This window comes from Sulfurihydrogenibium subterraneum DSM 15120 (assembly GCF_000619805.1).
Taxonomy (GTDB): domain Bacteria; phylum Aquificota; class Aquificia; order Aquificales; family Hydrogenothermaceae; genus Sulfurihydrogenibium; species Sulfurihydrogenibium subterraneum.
Genome location: NZ_JHUV01000009.1, coordinates 70,200 through 87,378 on the forward strand (window position 1 = coordinate 70,200; position 17,179 = coordinate 87,378).

Here is a 17,179-nt window from a genome sequence, read left to right on the forward strand (position 1 = left end):
ATTGGAAAATAACTATCCATACTCTGAGCTTGGATATAAGATATTCTTCAAAACAAAACCTTTTTTTAAAAAATTTTTAAAAATAGAAGTTGTAGGAGTTGAAAATATTCCTTTAGAAGGTGGGTGTATAATCGCAGCAAACCATAGAAGCCACTTTGACCCCCCAGTAATCAATATAATATCACCAAGACCTGTAATATTTTTAGCAAAAAAAGAGCTTTTTGAAGTTCCTATTTTAGGATGGTTTATTAAAAAAGCAGGAGCAATTCCAGTTAGAAGAGACAGCAGAGATACAACAGCTATAAAAAAATCTATAACTCTTTTAAAAGAAGGTTTTGTTATAGGTATCTTTCCAGAAGGGTCAAGGGCAAGACCCGGAGAGTTTAGAAAACCACAGCCTGGTGTAGGATACCTAATAGAAAAAGCAAAAGTACCTGTTATTCCTGTTTTAATTGAAGGAACAGATAAAGTACTACCAGTTAACTCAAAAATTCCTAAATTATTCAAGTATAATATTAATGTATTGGTAGGTAAACCTATTAAATTTGAAGGTCTTTCATCTTATGAGCACATTGCAGAAAAAGTTATGCACGAAATCAAAAAATTAAAAGGAGAACATTATGGTTAACATAAAAGTAGCCCAAACAGCAGGTTTTTGCTTTGGTGTAAGGATAGCCGTTGATATGGCTAAAAAGGCTGGTGAGCAACTGGGACATGCCTACACAAACGGTCCTATAATTCACAACAAACAGGTTGTTTCCTACTTAGAAAGTCTTGGAGTGAAAGAGCTACAAGATTACTCTCAACTAAAGCCCGGTGAGACTGTTATTATTAGGTCTCATGGAGTTCCGCCTGAAACAGAAAGAAAGCTAAAAAGTATGAATATAAATGTATTAGACGCAACTTGTCCCTTTGTCAAAAAAGTCCACGACAAAGTAAGACAGCTTGTAGAAGAAGGTTATTTTGTTGTGATAATAGGAGAAGAAGGGCATCCTGAAGTTATAGGAACTTTAGGACATCTTAAAGAGGTAAACGGTCAAGGTGTTGTTGTGGAAAACTTTGAGGACTTAGTAAAAAAAGTACCTAAAAGAAATAAAATAGGTGTTGTCGCTCAAACAACTCAAAGTGAAGACTTTTTTAGAGAAGCTGTAGGATATCTGGCAGAAAATACAGAAGAATTAAAAGTGTTTAACACTATTTGCGATGCAACTTCTGTCAGACAAGAGGATGTTAAAAAACTTGCCCCTACCGTAGATGTAATGATAATCATCGGAGGAAAACACAGTGGAAATACACAAAGACTTGCTCAGATATCTAAAGCTCTAAACCCAAACACTTACCACATAGAAACAGCTGATGAACTTCAAAAAGAGTGGTTTGAAGGAAAAGAAAACATTGGTGTGTCAGCTGGAGCTTCAACTCCAGATTGGATAATAAATCAAGTTGTTGAAAAAATAAAACAGTTAAAAGGAGTGTACACATGAACGAATTTGAGAAGTTAATGGAAGAAAGTGTAGAATCTGGATTCTACTCAAAAAATCAAAAAATAAAAGGTAAAGTAGTAAAAATAACAGATGATAAAGTTTTTGTAGACATAGGTCAAAAAATAGAAGCGGTTTTAAACAAAATTGAAGCTGAAGATATAAAAGAAGGTCAAGAAATAGAAGCAGTTTTTGTAGGTAAAAGAGATAAAGATGGATACTTTATTCTTTCAAGAAGAGGAATAGTAAATAAAGAAAAACTACAAAAATTAAAAGATGCTTTTGAAAACAAAAAGAAAGTAAAAATAACGGTATTAAGTAAGCAAGATAAAGGTTATACAGTATCTGTTGAAGGATTTAAAGGTTTTATGCCTTTATCAGAATCATCTTTAAAAAGAGATGAGAATCTTTTAGAAGGCTTTACATTTGAAGGCTACATAATAAAATTTGAAGAAAGAGGAAAAAATCCTAACATAGTAGTTTCAAGAAAACAAGCTTTGATAGAAGAAAAAGAATTAGAAAAAGAGAAGATACTGTCATTATTAAAAGAAGGTCAAAAGATAAAAGCAAAGGTTGTAAAAGTACAACCTATAGGTGCTGTTTTATCAATAGAAGATGTTTTATACGGATTTTTACCAAAAAGTGAGATATCCTGGGATAAATTTAAAAAAGTAGAAGAAGTTTTAAAAGTAGGTGATGAGGTTGAAGTTGTTGTAAAAGAGATAAAAGATAAAAAACCTATCTTGTCGTTAAAACTTTTAGAAGGAAATCCTTGGGATAAGTTTGATAAAAACGTTGGTGATGTTGTAGAAGGAAAAATTAAAGAAATAAACAAAGGTGGAGTGATTGTAGATTTAGGACTGTTGGAAGGATTCATACCTAACTCAGAAATATCTCACTTTGATTATATAAAAGCTAAGAAGAACTTAAAAGTTGGAGATACAGTATTAGCCAAAATATTTGAAATAGATAAAGAAAAAGGAAAAATAAAGCTAAGCATAAAACAAACCCAAGAAAATCCTATAGAGAAGTTTTTAAAAGAAAATCCAGAAGGTAGCGTAATTCAGGCAAAAGTAAAAGATGTAAAACAAAAAGTTGCATTCATTGATTTAGGAGATATTGAAGGAATAGTAAAACTTCAAGATGCAACAGACAATCCTTCTATTAAATCAATATCTTCCGTTTTAAAAGAAGGAAAGACTTACAGATTTAAAGTTTTAGGTGTAGAAAAAGACAAGATAGTTCTTGGAATTAAACAGCTTTTAGAAGATGCCTTTAATGACTTTATCTCAAAACATAAAGTGGGAGATGTTGTTAAAGGAAAAGTTAAAAAGCTCATAGAAAAGGGAGCCTTTGTTGACCTAACAGAAGAAGTAGAAGGGTTTATACCTGTATCAGAAATAGCAAAAGAAAGAATAAAAATACCAAGTGATAAACTATCTCTCCATCAAGAAGTAGAAGCAAAAATTATTAATATAAACGCTAAAAATAAAAAGATTACCTTAAGTATTAAACATCTGATCTTAGATCAAGAAAGAAAAGCTTTAGAGGAAGAAAAAAGAAAACAAGAAGAAGAGAGAAAGAGACAAGAGGAAGAAGCTAAGAAAAAACTTTTAGAAAAATTATCCCAAAAAGAAGAAAAGAAAGAGTCTCAAGGCGAAGGATTAGGAACCCTTGGAGAGATATTAAAGAAAAAGCTTATGGAGAAAGAAGGTAAATGATAATTGATTTATTTGTTTTAGTTGTCGGTATTGTTTTTGTTTTAGTAGCTGCAGAACTTTTTACAAACGGAATAGAGGCACTTGGTCATAGATTGCAAGTTTCAAAGAATTTTACAGGAAGTGTTTTAGCAGCAGTAGGGACAGCTCTTCCTGAAACGCTTATCCCAATTATTGCAGTTGTGTTTTTTGCAGGAAACAAAGGACAAGATATAGGTGTAGGTGCAATTTTGGGAGCTCCTTTTATGCTTTCTACCTTAGCTTTTCCTTTAATAGGTTTAACTGTTGTTGTTAGACATTTATTAAAAAAGGGTAGTATATCTCTTCACGCAGAAACTACGGGACTTAGAAGAGATTTAACTTTCTTCTTATTTGCTTATTCTATCGCTTTATTTGTTGTTCCGTTTGAAAGTCATTCTGTAAGGATTTTAACTGCAGCATTTTTATTGGTTTTATATGTAGTGTACGTTTTCCAAACGTTAAAAGGTGAAAGTGAAGATATGGAAGCTACAGAACATCTTTTCTTTGCACCTAAAAATCCTCATCCAGCTATGTGGATAATAATATTCCAAGTTATATTTTCCTTGGTTATAATGGTTGCTGGAGCTCATCTGTTTGTCCATGGAATAGAGAAGATTAGCTTAGCCTTTGGTTTAGACCCCCTTATATTTTCACTATTAATAGCACCAATAGCAACAGAACTTCCTGAAAAGATAAATAGTATTACTTGGGTTTGGAAAAAGAAAGATACTTTGGCAGCAGGTAATGTTGCAGGAGCAATGGTATTTCAAAGTACTGTACCTGTTAGCTTTGGAATAGTTTTTACAGATTGGAACATTACAGGATTAGCGTTAATATCTGGTATATTCGCTATATTTTCGGCATTTTTAGTATTAACTGTTTCTTACATTAACAGAAAGTATTTTGCTTATGGTTTTTCTGTTGGTATAATTTTCTTTGTTAGTTATATTTATTTAGTTTTAAATGGTACAAATTAAAGAGGTTTACTATGGATTTAGATAAAGAATTACAAAACCTATCAGACCAGATAGAAATATTAAGAGAAAAGATAAGAAATGGAGAGAATAGTCTTATAAGAGAGCTTGTAAAACTTAGAAAAAAGTTTAAAAAATTATCCGAAAAAAAGATGGAGTCTTTAACCGCTTGGGATAGAGTTCAGCTTGCAAGACATCCTAAAAGACCCCATACGATAGATTACATAAACAACATTTTTACAGATTTTATAGAGCTTCATGGAGACAGAAGATTTGCAGATGATAAAGCAATAATAGCTGGATTTGCAAATTTTGAAGGAAAACCTGTTTGTGTAATTGGACACGAAAAAGGAAGAGACACAAAAGAGAAGATTGAAAGAAATTTTGGAATGCCTCACCCTGAAGGTTATAGAAAAGCTATAAGAGTTATGAAACTTGCGGAAAAATTCAAAAGACCTGTTTTCACTTTTATAGATACACCCGGAGCCTACCCCGGAATAGGAGCTGAGGAAAGAGGTCAGTCTCAGGCAATAGCAGAAAGTCTTATGGTTATGGGAAGTTTGAAAACTCCTATAATTGCAACAGTTATAGGAGAGGGTGGAAGTGGTGGAGCTTTAGCTTTAGGGGTTGCAGACAGGATTTTAATGCTTGAAAATGCTATATACTCAGTTATATCTCCAGAAGGCTGTGCAGCAATACTTTTTAAATCTGCAGAGTCAGCTCCTATTGCAGCAGAAAGTTTGAAAATTACAGCAAAAGACCTTTTAGAGTTAGGCGTAATAGACTGTATAGTTAGAGAGCCAAGAGGTGGAGCACACCTTCAGCCAAAAAAAATGTACAGACTTTTGAAGTGGTCTTTAAGAAATGCTTTAAAACAAGTAGAGAATGTAGATTTAGATAAACTCGTAGAATTAAGACATAAAAAGTTTTACTCAATGGGAAGATTTGCTGAGAAGTGAAAATACTTCTTTACCAAACAGCATTCTTGGGAGATTTAATACTAACAACCCCTTTAATAGAATCTATAAAAAAAATTTATCCACAGTCTAATCTAACTGTAATTTCTAAACCTTTTGGAAAAGAAGTTTTAAAAAACAATCCTTTTGTTGACAGGTTGATTACTTTTGATAAAAATAAAGACTATACTTTAGACTTGATAAAAACTCTCCGTAGAGAAAAGTTTGATATCGCTATCTCACCACACAGGTCTCACAGAGCTTCTTACATTTTATTTTTAACGGGCATTCCTAAAAGGATAGGTTTTGATAAAGCTGGTTTTTCTTTCCTTTACACAGATGTAGCACCTCACCGTTTTGACTCAACCCACGAGATAGACAGAAATCTAAAGATCCTTGAAAAACTACCTGACTATAAACCTAATTTAGTAGAAAGAAATCCAAAGTTATACCTTGACCCAGAAGAAGATAGTTTTTACAAATCTATAGACTTAAAAGATAAATCTTACATAGTAATAGCACCGGGTTCTAAATGGGAGACAAAAAGATGGACTGATAAGGGTTTTGCAGCTGTGATAGATACTTTAATAAAAAGAGGAGAAACAGTTGTTTTAATAGGTTCAGGTGAAGATTTAGATTTTGTAGAAAAGATTTTATCAAAAACAGAAGAAAAACCTATTAATTTAGTAGGAAAAACAAACTTAAGACAAACTTTTTCATTAATAAAGCATTCAAAACTCCTTATATCAAATGACTCGGCTCCTGTTCATATGGCAGTTAGCTTTGATGTCCCAGTTATTGATATATATGGACCAACTGTAAAAGATTTTGGTTTTTATCCTTATAAAAATGGTGTGGTTGTAGAGGTGGAAGGTCTTAAATGTAGACCTTGTGGACTTCACGGACACAAAGTCTGTCCTATAAAAACCCATGACTGTATGGAAAAGATAAAGCCTGAATTTGTACTTGAAAAAGTTGATAAAATATTAAGTTAAAAATTTTAAGAGGTGAGTTTATGGAGCTATCTAACAGAATTAAAAAGATTAAACCTTCTCAAACACTTGCAATTACAGCAAAAGCTAACGAGTTAAAAGCAAAAGGGGTGGATATTATAAGTTTTGGAGCTGGAGAGCCAGACTTTGACACGCCAGATTTTGTAAAAGAGGCAGCTATAAAAGCATTAAAAGAAGGAAAAACAAAGTATACAGCAGCAGCCGGAATACCACAGCTAAGAGAGGCAATAGCACAGAAGTTAAAAAATAGAAATAACATAGATTACTCTCCATCTGAGGTTATAGTAGTTCCTGGAGCAAAAATGGGATTGTATGAAATATTTGCAATTCTTTTAAACCCCGGAGATGAGGTAATAGTCCCAGCTCCTTACTGGGTTTCTTATACAGAACAGATAGCATTAAACGACGGAGAGTCTGTAATACCGCAACTATCAGAAGAAAACGGATTTATATTAACTGCTGATATAGTAGAGTCTTCAATAACTCCAAAAACAAAGGCACTTGTATTAAACAGCCCTTCAAACCCAACAGGAGCAGTAATACCAAAAAAAGAGTTAGAAAAAATAGCAGAAGTTTGTTTAAAACATAACATAATGATTATATCTGACGAATGTTATGAAGAGTTTTCTTACGGAGAGCCTCACGTAAGTATAGCTTCTTTATCAAGGGAAGTTAGAGAGATAACCTTTACAGTTGGAGCTTTCTCAAAATCCTACTCTATGACAGGTTGGAGACTTGGATGGGTTGCAGCTCCTGAAAAGTATATAAAAGCTATGACAAACATTCAAAGCCAGACTATCTCAAATCCTACAACCTTTGCCCAGTATGGGGCTCTTGAGGCTTTAAAGGACAACGGACAGTTTCCTGCAATGATGAGAAACGAGTTTGTAAAAAGAAGAGATTATATAGTTGAAGCTCTAAACAGTATAAAAGGAGTTAGATGTATAAAACCAGAAGGAGCTTTCTATGCATTTCCTAATGTATCTTATTATATAAAAGGGAATATAAAAAACGATGTAGACCTCTCAGCTTATCTACTGGAAGAAGGTAAAGTAGCGGTAGTTCCTGGTTCCGCTTTCGGTAAAGAAGGCTATATTAGACTATCTTATGCTACATCTATGGAAAACATAAAAGAAGGAGTAGAAAGAATAAAACAAGCTCTTGAAAAGTTAGGATAGTTAGACAATTTTTATAGTTAGTATCCATTAGAGGTGTTAGTATGCAGTTGCTTGAAGAAAGAGTCTCTCACATGGAAGAGATTATTATGAAAATTTTATACATGCAACAGGAAGCTCAGATAGAGCTTAAAGATTTACGCCATTTACATAAAAAGGCGGAAGAGAGACTTGAAAGATTTGAAGCAAAAGTTGAAAAGATGATTACGGAGATGAAGGAAGAGAATCAGAAGTTTAAAGTAATCGTTGAAAAAGCGATTGCTGAAATGAAAGAAGAAAATCAAAGATTCAAAGACAGCGTAGAAAAAATAGTCGCTGAAATGAAAGTTGACACAGAAAGGTTTAAAACAAACGTTGAAAAAACAATCGCTGAAATGAGGAAGGACTTTAACAAAAAATGGGGGGAGCTGTCTAACAGACTTGGGACTATCGTTGAAGACGTAATTTTCCCTGCAACTAAACCTGTTTTAGAAAAGTACTTTAAATGTGAGATAACAGATATACATATGAATAGGAAAAGAAAAAAAGATAATCTAAAAGATGAGTTTGACGTGATTGCGGTTAGCGACCCTTGTAAAACTGTGTATCTAATAGAAGTAAAAGCAACGCCAAAGATAGAGTACGTAAACGATTTTAAAGATAAAAAGGTGGAAAGATTTAAAACTCTTTTCCCAGAGTATAATAATTACAATCTTGTTTTAATCTTTGCTTCTTTGAGAATAGATGAAGATGTTGTTAACTATCTCACAAAAAACAAAATATATGCTATGGCATACAAAGAATGGGAGTATATGGATATATTAAATTTTGATAAACTAAACCAAGTAAGAGGTGAGTAAAATGAAAAAGTTTTTAATTGGACTTTATATAGTTGGTTTGCTTTTATTTGGATGTAATAAACAACCTTCTGAACCAAAGTTTACAGTAGACCCTAACCCTGTTATAAAACAGTCTATTGAAAGTAAAAAAAATCTTATTGTAATTTTTGAGTCTGAAACCTGCCAGTATTGTGATAAGTTAAACAAAGAAGTATTAAAAGATATGGAAGTTAAACAAAGCTTAGTAAAAAATGGTATAGAAATTGCAATAGTTGATGTTAATGGCAGTAGAAAAGTTTTAGACCCAGAAGGTAAAAAAGAAGTTGACGAAAAAACTTTAGCTGGAATTTACAGAGTTACAGGCTATCCTACTATAGCTGTATTTAATCCAGATAAAAATTATGAACTTATTGGAGTTATACCTGGCTACATACCAAAAGATTACTTTATAAAACTTAGCGACTATGTAGGGTCTAAATGTTATGAAAAAACAGAGTTTCAAAAATATATAGAAAATGGAGGAAAGTGTTGATTCCACAGGTTTACATAGGAGAAAACTGGTTTTCTTTAGATGAAGTTTTTAATTCTTATAAAAATCCTCTTTGTGGTGGAGTAGACATCTTTATAGGAGTTGCAAGGTCAGCGCCAGAAGACGGAGAGGTTGAAGAATTACATTATGAAGCTTACGTATCAATGGCTGAAAAAGTTATAAATGAAATTATTCAAGAAGCAAAAGAAAAGTTTAATATACATCACTGTGTTGTACATCATAGGACTGGAGTTGTACCTGTAGGAGTTCCTTCTTTTTTAGTGGTAGTGTGGGCAGGACACAGACAGGAAGCTTTTGCAGGTTGTAGATACGTAGTTGATAATGTAAAAGCAAGAGCTCCAATATGGAAAAAAGAAGTTTTTAAATCTGGAAAAACTCAGTGGAAGGAAAGTTGAAAGTAGCAGTTATAGGAGCAGGATTAGCAGGAAGTGAAGCTGCTTATAAGATAGCTCAAGCAGGTTTTAAAGTAGACCTTTACGAGATGAGACCTAAAAAACTTACTCCTGCCCATACAACAGGATACTTTGCAGAAATAGTCTGTAGCAACTCTTTTGGTAGTGAAAGCCTAACTTCTGGAGCTGGTTTATTAAAAAAAGAGATGGAAGAGTTAGGGTCTTTACTACTACGAGTTGCAAAAGAGTATAAAGTTCCTGCAGGTCAAGCTTTTGCTGTAGACAGAGAAAAATTTTCAAAAAGAATAACAGAGATTTTGGAAAACCACTCAAACATAAATGTTATAAGAGAAGAAGTTAAACAGCTCCCAGATGCTGATATTGTAGTTATAGCAACAGGACCTCTTACGTTAGAGGATTTTTCAAAAGAAATACAAAAACTTACTTCCTCAGAATATTTATATTTTTACGATGCTATAGCTCCCGTTGTTGACGCTTCAACTGTAGACTACTCTAAAGGATTCTGGGCTGATAGATACGGTAAAGGGTCTGGAGATTACTTTAACTGTGTATTATCTCAGGAAGAATACGAAGTTTTTTATCAAGAGCTTATAAAAGGAGAACAAGTACCGTTAAAAGACTTTGAAAAAGCTGTGTACTTTGAAGGCTGTCTTCCTATAGAAGAGATGGCAAGAAGAGGTAAAGAAACTTTACTGTATGGACCTATGAAACCAGTAGGGTTAATAGACCCTAAAACAGGAAAAAGACCTTTTGCAGTTGTTCAGCTGAGAAAAGAAAACATAGAAGGAACATTGCTATCGTTGGTTGGTTTTCAAACAAAGTTAAAATATCCAGATCAACAGAGAATATTCAGACTAATCCCTGCCTTAAAAGATGCAGAGTTTGTAAAACTTGGTTCTATCCACAGAAATACATTTATCCAGTCTCAAAAACTTTTACTTCCTACTCTGCAGCTTAGAAAAAATCCAAATATACTATTTGCAGGACAGATAACAGGAGTAGAAGGATATATGGCATCAGCTGCTACTGGAATAATAGCAGGAATAAATGTTGTTAGAATGCTTCAAGGTAAAGAACCTGTGTATCCACCTAAAGAGACGATAATAGGAGGACTTATAAACTACATTACAACTGCAAAAAATGAACTTCAACCAATGGGTCCAAACTTTGCTCTACTTCCTGATATTGACATAAAGATAAAGAATAAAGAAGAAAGAAAGCTAAAAAAAGCTCAAATATCATTAGAAAAAATAAAAGAGTTTAAAGAAAAAATATCATTATGAAGCTACCTCTTTACCTTAAAATCTCTTTAAGATACCTTTTCTCTGTTAAATCAAACCTTCTTTCTTTTATGACAGTTATATCAATAGTAGGTATAACGCTGGGAGTTGCAGCTTTAATAGTTACTCTATCAGTTATGAACGGATTTATGTTTGGTTTAAAGTCAAAATTACTTCAAACAACTCCCCACATAATGATTTTAAAAGCAGACGAAAAGTTTGACGATTACAATCAAGTTATACAGAAAATAAACCAAAACTCACAAATATTGGACTATCAACCGTTTATTTACACTCAAGGATTACTATCAAAAGACTCTAAAGTTTCAGCTGTATACGTAAGAGGTGTAGACCCACAAAAAGATAAAAATTTTCTATCCCTTGATAAAAGAATAATCTTAGGTAATTATGACCTTTCTGATGGATGTGTAATTTTAGGTAAAGATTTAGCACTTATGTTGTCAGTTACAGTAGGAGATGAGTTAAACCTTATGTCTCCTGTTGGAAGAAAAACACCCCTTGGCTTTTTACCTAAAATAAAACCAGTTAAAGTTTGTGGGATAGCAGACCTTGGAATATACGAGTATAACGCTACATTTGTTGCAACAAACTTAAAGTTTGCTCAAAACTTTTTCGATATGGGAGAGAGTATAACAGGCATACAGCTTAAACTAAAAGACCCTTTTAAAGCAGAAGCTATAAAATCTAAGTTAGAAAAAATTATAGAATTTCCTTACATAATAAAGTCTTGGATGGATATGAATAAAAGTCTTTTCCAAGCCCTTGAACTTGAAAAGTTTGCCATGTTTTTAGTTATTACTTTAATAGTTGTAGTTGCATCTTTTAACATCGCAAGCCTAATTTCAACTAAAAGTAGAGAAAAAAGAAAAGAGATTGCCATTCTTAGAACATTAGGTGCAGATAGGAGTCTTATAACAAAAGTTTTTTTATTTCAAGGACTTTTTATAGGAATTGTAGGGTCAATACTTGGAACTATTTTAGGCTTATTGATAGTTTACATTGGAGATACTTACCACTTAATTAAATTAAACCCAGAAGTTTACCTTATAGAGTATTTACCTTTGAGAATATCTGTGTTAGAAGTATTAGTAATATTTTTATCATCTATGCTTATATGTTTTATCTCATCTATATTCCCAGCTTTAAATGCTTCAAGAGAGTCTCCTGCAGAGGTCTTACGCTATGAGTAGTGTTTTACTTGAAAATGTAAAAAAAGTTTATAAAAACGCTCAAGAAGAAGTATGGGCTTTAAAAGGAATAAGTCTGAAAGTGGAAAATGGTCAGATGATAGCAGTAATGGGACCTTCTGGTTCAGGAAAAAGTACTCTGCTACACATTATAGGAGGAATAGATTACCCTACAGAAGGAAAAGTGTTGATAAATGGATTACAGATAAATAACCTTAACGATAAACAATTATCAAAGTTTAGAAATGAAAACATAGGATTTGTCTTTCAGTTTCATTATTTACTACCTGAATTTACAGCTTTAGAAAATGTTATGATTCCTATGGAGATAAAAGGAGAAAAAAATGTAAAAGAAAAAGCTATTGAGATATTAACAAAATTTAACTTACAGCACAGACTAAACCACAAACCACCTCAGCTGTCAGGGGGAGAACAGCAAAGAGTGGCAATAGCAAGAGCAGTGGCAAATCAGCCATCTCTTCTTATAGCAGATGAACCTACTGGAAATTTAGACTCTCAAAATGCTAAAAATGTTATAATGTTGTTTAAAGAGCTAAACGAAAAGAAGGGGATGACTATTATCATCGCAACCCACGATATTGAAATTGCAAAATACTGTAAGTATATTTACTATATGAAAGATGGTATGTTAGTAAATATTGAAAAAGTTTAAAAAGTAGGTAGATTATTTAAAGCAAAAATAAAGTTGTAAGAGGTAAAGTACAATGTTTGAGAAATTTACAGAAAAAGCAAGAAAAGTAATACTTACAGCAAGAGAACATGCCTTAGCATATAGAAATAACTATTTGGGAAGTGAACACCTTCTTTTGGCATTGCTTGATGAAGACGATATTACAATCTTAGTTCTTTCGAAGTTTAGTCTTACTGCTGATAAAGTGAAAAAGACACTAACTTCCCAAATGGCAAGAGGCAGTCATTCAGGAGAAGTTTTATTTGCTCCAGATGCAAAGAGAGTTCTTGAGTTTGCTGTAGAAGAAGCTCGTATTCTACACCATCCATTTGTAGGACCTGAGCATCTGCTTATAGGTATAATCAGAGAAAAGACAGGTTTAGGTGGAAGAATTCTTAGAGGATTTGGTATAGATGAGTACAGCGTAAGAAGAGAGATACTCTCAGCCCTTGGAGAGATACCTTCTCAAGAACAGGCAAAATCAGCTCCAACTCCAAACTTAGACAGATTTGGAAGAGACCTAACAGCTTTAGCAAAAGAAGGAAAGTTAGACCCTGTAGTAGGAAGAGAAAGAGAGATAGAAAGAGTTATACAGATACTATCAAGAAGAAGAAAGAATAACCCTGTCTTAATAGGAGAGCCAGGAGTTGGTAAAACTGCTATCGTAGAAGGTCTTGCACAGAGAATAGCAAGTAAACAAGTTCCAGAAACTCTTCAAAACAAAAGAATAGTTGCACTGGATTTAGCCTTAATCGTTGCAGGAACTAAGTACAGAGGACAGTTTGAAGAAAGATTAAAAAGCATATTAAAAGAGTTAGAAAAGGCTCCTAACGTTATTCTTTTTATAGATGAACTTCACACAATGGTAGGAGCAGGCTCTGCAGAAGGGTCTTTAGACGCTTCTAATATGTTAAAACCTGCTTTATCAAGAGGAGAAATACAAGTAATAGGAGCTACTACATTAGACGAATACAGAAAGTACATAGAGAAAGATGGAGCTTTAGAGAGAAGATTCCAACCTGTTATAGTTGACCCACCAACACCTGAAAATGCAATACTCATATTAGAAGGTTTAAAGAAAAAGTTTGAAGAGTTTCATAACGTAGAGTACACAAAAGATGCAATAGAAAAAGCAGTAGAGTTTTCTGTTAAGTACATATCAGACAGACAGCTACCAGACAAAGCTATAGACCTTTTAGATGAAGCAGGAGCTTTAGTCAGACTAAGAGAACTTGAACTTCCAGAAGATCTTAGAAAGATAGAAGAAAAAATAAAAGAGATAGAAGAAGAAAAAACTAAAGCGATAAAAGAAGAAGACTTTGAAAAAGCATCTAAGTTAAGAGACGAAGAAGTTAAGTTAAGAGCTAAGTTTGAAACGATGAAACTAAACTGGAAAGAAAAACAGAAAGAAAACAGACCAAAAGTTACAGAAAAAGATATTGCGGAAGTTGTAGCAAGATGGACTGGTATACCAATAGCAAGACTTACAGAGTCTAACAAAGAAAAGCTACTTCATATAGAAGAAGAGCTTCATAAGAGAGTTGTTGACCAAAACGAGGCTATAACTGCAATATCAAAAGCTATAAGAAGAAATAGTGTTGGACTAAAAGGAAGACACAGACCAATTGGAGTGTTCCTATTCTTAGGACCCACAGGAGTAGGTAAAACAGAAACCGCTAAAGCTTTAGCAGAATACCTATTTGGAAAAGAAGATGCTTTAATAAGATTTGATATGTCTGAGTATATGGAAAAACACACAGTATCAAGACTTATAGGAGCTCCTCCGGGATACGTTGGGTACGAAGAAGGTGGACAGCTTACAGAAGCAGTAAGAAGAAAGCCTTATTCTGTTATACTCTTTGACGAGATAGAAAAAGCTCATCCAGACGTGTTTAACATATTCTTACAAATATTTGATGATGGAAGACTTACAGACTCTTTAGGTAGAGTTGTTGACTTTAGCAATACAATAATAATAATGACTTCAAACCTTGGCGCTAAGATGATTTTAGACAGTGGAAAAATGGGATTTGAAACTAAGTCTGCTCTTATAGATTATAAAGACTTAAAGAAAAATGTTATGGATCAAGTTAAAAAGGCATTTAATCCAGAGTTTATAAATAGGCTTGATGAGATTATCGTATTTAAACCATTGGACAAAGAGATAATTAAAGGTATAATAGATATACAAATTAAAGAGATTAACAAAAGGTTAAAAGAATGGCAAATAGAAGTAAGCTTATCTCCAGAGTTTATAGACTACTTGATAGAGAAGGAATTCAAACCAGAATATGGAGCAAGAAGTATAAAGAGGGCTCTTCAATCTCAAGTAGAAGACTTATTAGCGGAAGAGATATTGGCCGGAAAACTTCAACCGGGTTCACACGTGGAAGTAGTGTTGAATCCAGACAATACAGTTGGCTTAAAAGTTTTACAGAAGAAGAAAGGAAGAAAGAAAAAAGAACTTCAACCAGCATAAGAAAGTTGGCGGTCGTTTCTGCGACCGCTTTTTTTATATTTTCTTTCAATTCATTTGCTGAAGAAAATAAAACATCTAATCAAACAGAAACTGAAAACATCCAACTTGATAAACCACAAATTCAAACTGGAACAATCCAAGAAGAAGTTTCTAAAGTATATAGAATAGAAAAAATAGAGATAAAAGGTCTAAAATTCTTCAATGAAGAGATAATAAAACCCCTTATACCTTTTGGTAAAGGAGCTATTGTAAGTAGAGACAAAATAGAAAATACTTTAAGAGACCTTTACAAGTTAGGATACTTTTCTAACGTAGAAGCTTACACTAAGTACACAGAAAACGGAATAGATATTACATTTGTATTTACAGAGCTTCCTGTTGTTCAAAGGATAGAGTTTGAAGGTAATAAAGCTATATCAAAAGATGACCTTATAAAAGAGTTAGGATTAGACCTATCTGAAAAGTTAGAATCTGGAAAACCACTTCCCTTTACAACATTAGGACCAGAGCTTACATCTAAACTTTCTTCAATAAAAAAAGGATTAGGTAGAGTTTTATCTACTGATGAAATAGGGCAGATGATAAAAAAACTCCAATCTCTTTACGAAAAAAGAGGGTACTATAATACAAAAATATCTTACTTTTACAAAGGGAACACGTTAGTTTTTAAAATAGATGAAGGAAGTAAAGCTTACGTTGAGAAAATTGAGATAATAGGAAATAAAAACATAAAAAAGAAAGAAATATTATCTGTAATGGAAACATCAGAAAGAAGTATTTTAAAATTAAAACTTCATCCAAGCTTAGTAAAAGAGACACTGTATGAAGACATTGATAGAATAAGAAATCTGTATATAGGAAAAGGATTTTTTGATGTAGATATTCAAGAACCTGAAGTTAAGCTAATCGATGGTAAAAAGTACCATATAACAATAAAAATAAACGAAGGGGATAGATATAAAGTCGATTCTATAAAGCTTGAGAACAACGACCTTTATACAACCAAAGAACTTCTTGAAGTAAGTAAAAGAAAAGCTATAAAATCTGGAGAATATTACGACCAAGAAAAGATAGACTTTATAAAGAAAAATATTTTAGACAAATATAACGACCTTGGATACATATTTGCCAACGTAGAAGTAAATAAACTTGTAAACAAAGAAAAGAAAACTGTAGATGTTGTATTTGATATAAACAAAGGAAACATCTTTTACGTAGATAAAATAAATATAGAAGGAAACTACGAATCCAGGGACGCTACTATAAGAAGAGAGTTAAAACTTGCTCCGGGAGACCTTTTTAAGAAAGAAAATCTTTTAAGGTCTCAGTCAAGACTTTATAGACTTGGATACTACGACATGATAGGTTTTGACCCTAACGTAAAATCAGATAATGAGATGGACCTTACAACTCAGGTAAGTGAAAGATTTACAGGTCAGATGTCTATAGGTGCAGGATACAGCCAGCAAACAGGACTTTCTTTCTTTGCATCTTTAAAGAAAGGAAACTTTTTAGGAACAGGGGACACAGCAGGTATTTCTCTATCGATAGGTTCAAAGTACAGAAACAACTCATTAAACTACCTTCACAGATGGTTTTTATACAAACCTTTAGACCTTGGAATGAACCTTTACGACACTTACGTTGATTATACATCTTTCGTAGCTACAAAGACTGGGTTTTCTCCAACTATATCATACGAGTTTAAAGAATATTGGAGAACAGGTTTAACCTTAACTGCAGAGAAAGGTGAGTATAAAGATATTTTAGATACAGCATCAACTTATATTAAAAAACAAGCAGGTAAGTACGACCTTTATTCAGCCGGATGGTTTATAAACAGAAATACTATAGACAACCCTTTACTTCCTACAAGTGGTAGCGACCTAACCTTAACGTTAAAAGCAGGTACTGGTACAAGAGATTTTTATAAAGTAGTTTTATCAGGAACGAAGCTAATTCCTGACAGAATTTTTTATACTGACTTTGTGTTTTCCATAAAAGGTACTTTTGGATTGGTTGAGAAGATATCAAAAAGTATACCGTTAGATGAACTATTCTTTGTAGGTGGTGATTTTACAATTAGAGGTTTTGACTGGGGTAGAGCTGGACCTTTAGATGAAAATAAAGACCCTGCAGGTGCAAAAAGAGAGATAGTCTTAAACTATCAGCTTGCCCATCCAATTGTAGAAAGATTTTTGTGGGGATTTGTATTTTTAGACCAAGGTAAAGGTTTTGACAAAGGTAATCCATTTTCTAATATGTATAACTCTGTGGGAGCTGGACTTAAAATTATTACACCTTTTGCACCCATTGAACTTTATTACGGTAAAGTGTTAAACCCACCTACTGGAACAAGTAGTTCAAGGTTTGGATTTATATTGGGAACATTTTTCTAAAAT

General features: G+C 33.1%; 15 protein-coding genes. All 15 read left to right on the plus strand.

The window, feature by feature from the left end; all coding sequences use genetic code 11:
- Nucleotide 1: 1 nt before the first annotated feature.
- The 15 genes from Q385_RS0103430 to bamA are packed head-to-tail and all read left to right on the plus strand — an operon-like array spanning nucleotide 2 to nucleotide 17,176.
- Nucleotides 2–628: a lysophospholipid acyltransferase family protein gene (locus tag Q385_RS0103430; RefSeq protein ID WP_028950325.1), complete on the plus strand. Its 627-nt coding sequence runs from the start codon at nucleotides 2–4 to the stop codon at nucleotides 626–628.
- Nucleotides 621–1,484: a 4-hydroxy-3-methylbut-2-enyl diphosphate reductase gene (ispH, locus tag Q385_RS0103435; protein WP_028950326.1), complete on the plus strand. Its 864-nt coding sequence runs from the start codon at nucleotides 621–623 to the stop codon at nucleotides 1,482–1,484. The genes Q385_RS0103430 and ispH overlap by 8 nt, the downstream gene beginning before the upstream one ends.
- The gene (locus Q385_RS0103440) at nucleotides 1,481–3,202 is read left to right on the plus strand and encodes a S1 RNA-binding domain-containing protein (RefSeq protein WP_028950327.1); all 1,722 of its coding nucleotides are present in this window, start codon (nucleotides 1,481–1,483) and stop codon (nucleotides 3,200–3,202) included. Before ispH ends, Q385_RS0103440 begins: the two co-directional genes overlap by 4 nt.
- Nucleotides 3,199–4,197, plus strand: coding sequence for a sodium:calcium antiporter (locus Q385_RS0103445; protein ID WP_028950328.1), 999 nt, complete (start codon nucleotides 3,199–3,201; stop codon nucleotides 4,195–4,197). The genes Q385_RS0103440 and Q385_RS0103445 overlap by 4 nt, the downstream gene beginning before the upstream one ends.
- Before the next feature lie 11 nt (nucleotides 4,198–4,208).
- Nucleotides 4,209–5,153 carry an acetyl-CoA carboxylase carboxyltransferase subunit alpha gene (locus tag Q385_RS0103450; protein WP_028950329.1) on the plus strand — a complete coding sequence of 315 codons (945 nt, stop codon included), beginning with the start codon at nucleotides 4,209–4,211 and terminating at the stop codon, nucleotides 5,151–5,153.
- Nucleotides 5,150–6,145: a lipopolysaccharide heptosyltransferase II gene (waaF, locus tag Q385_RS0103455; protein ID WP_028950330.1), complete on the plus strand. Its 996-nt coding sequence runs from the start codon at nucleotides 5,150–5,152 to the stop codon at nucleotides 6,143–6,145. Before Q385_RS0103450 ends, waaF begins: the two co-directional genes overlap by 4 nt.
- A gap of 20 nt (nucleotides 6,146–6,165) precedes the next feature.
- The gene (locus Q385_RS0103460) at nucleotides 6,166–7,341 is read left to right on the plus strand and encodes a pyridoxal phosphate-dependent aminotransferase (protein WP_028950331.1); all 1,176 of its coding nucleotides are present in this window, start codon (nucleotides 6,166–6,168) and stop codon (nucleotides 7,339–7,341) included.
- A 41-nt stretch (nucleotides 7,342–7,382) separates the two neighbouring features.
- Complete coding sequence (locus Q385_RS0103465) at nucleotides 7,383–8,177, plus strand: hypothetical protein (protein WP_028950332.1); 795 nt, start codon at nucleotides 7,383–7,385, stop codon at nucleotides 8,175–8,177.
- 1 nt (nucleotide 8,178) lies between these two features.
- Entirely contained in the window at nucleotides 8,179–8,688 is a 510-nt protein-coding gene (locus tag Q385_RS0103470; protein WP_028950333.1) for a thioredoxin family protein, read from the plus strand.
- Nucleotides 8,685–9,101 (plus strand): molybdenum cofactor biosynthesis protein MoaE, encoded by a 417-nt coding sequence (locus Q385_RS0103475; RefSeq protein ID WP_028950334.1) that lies wholly within the window; start codon nucleotides 8,685–8,687, stop codon nucleotides 9,099–9,101. The genes Q385_RS0103470 and Q385_RS0103475 overlap by 4 nt, the downstream gene beginning before the upstream one ends.
- A complete protein-coding gene (gene trmFO, locus Q385_RS0103480; RefSeq protein WP_028950335.1) occupies nucleotides 9,098–10,402 on the plus strand; it encodes an FADH(2)-oxidizing methylenetetrahydrofolate--tRNA-(uracil(54)-C(5))-methyltransferase TrmFO in 1,305 nt (434 codons plus the stop codon). The genes Q385_RS0103475 and trmFO overlap by 4 nt, the downstream gene beginning before the upstream one ends.
- Nucleotides 10,399–11,610, plus strand: a complete 1,212-nt coding sequence (locus Q385_RS0103485; protein ID WP_028950336.1) for a lipoprotein-releasing ABC transporter permease subunit — start codon at nucleotides 10,399–10,401, stop codon at nucleotides 11,608–11,610. The genes trmFO and Q385_RS0103485 overlap by 4 nt, the downstream gene beginning before the upstream one ends.
- Nucleotides 11,603–12,280 (plus strand): ABC transporter ATP-binding protein, encoded by a 678-nt coding sequence (locus tag Q385_RS0103490; protein WP_028950337.1) that lies wholly within the window; start codon nucleotides 11,603–11,605, stop codon nucleotides 12,278–12,280. Before Q385_RS0103485 ends, Q385_RS0103490 begins: the two co-directional genes overlap by 8 nt.
- 52 nt (nucleotides 12,281–12,332) lie before the next feature.
- The gene (locus Q385_RS0103495) at nucleotides 12,333–14,777 is read left to right on the plus strand and encodes an ATP-dependent Clp protease ATP-binding subunit (RefSeq protein WP_028950338.1); all 2,445 of its coding nucleotides are present in this window, start codon (nucleotides 12,333–12,335) and stop codon (nucleotides 14,775–14,777) included.
- 5 nt (nucleotides 14,778–14,782) lie between these two features.
- Nucleotides 14,783–17,176: an outer membrane protein assembly factor BamA gene (gene bamA / locus Q385_RS0103500; protein ID WP_028950339.1), complete on the plus strand. Its 2,394-nt coding sequence runs from the start codon at nucleotides 14,783–14,785 to the stop codon at nucleotides 17,174–17,176.
- Nucleotides 17,177–17,179 lie beyond the last annotated feature (3 nt).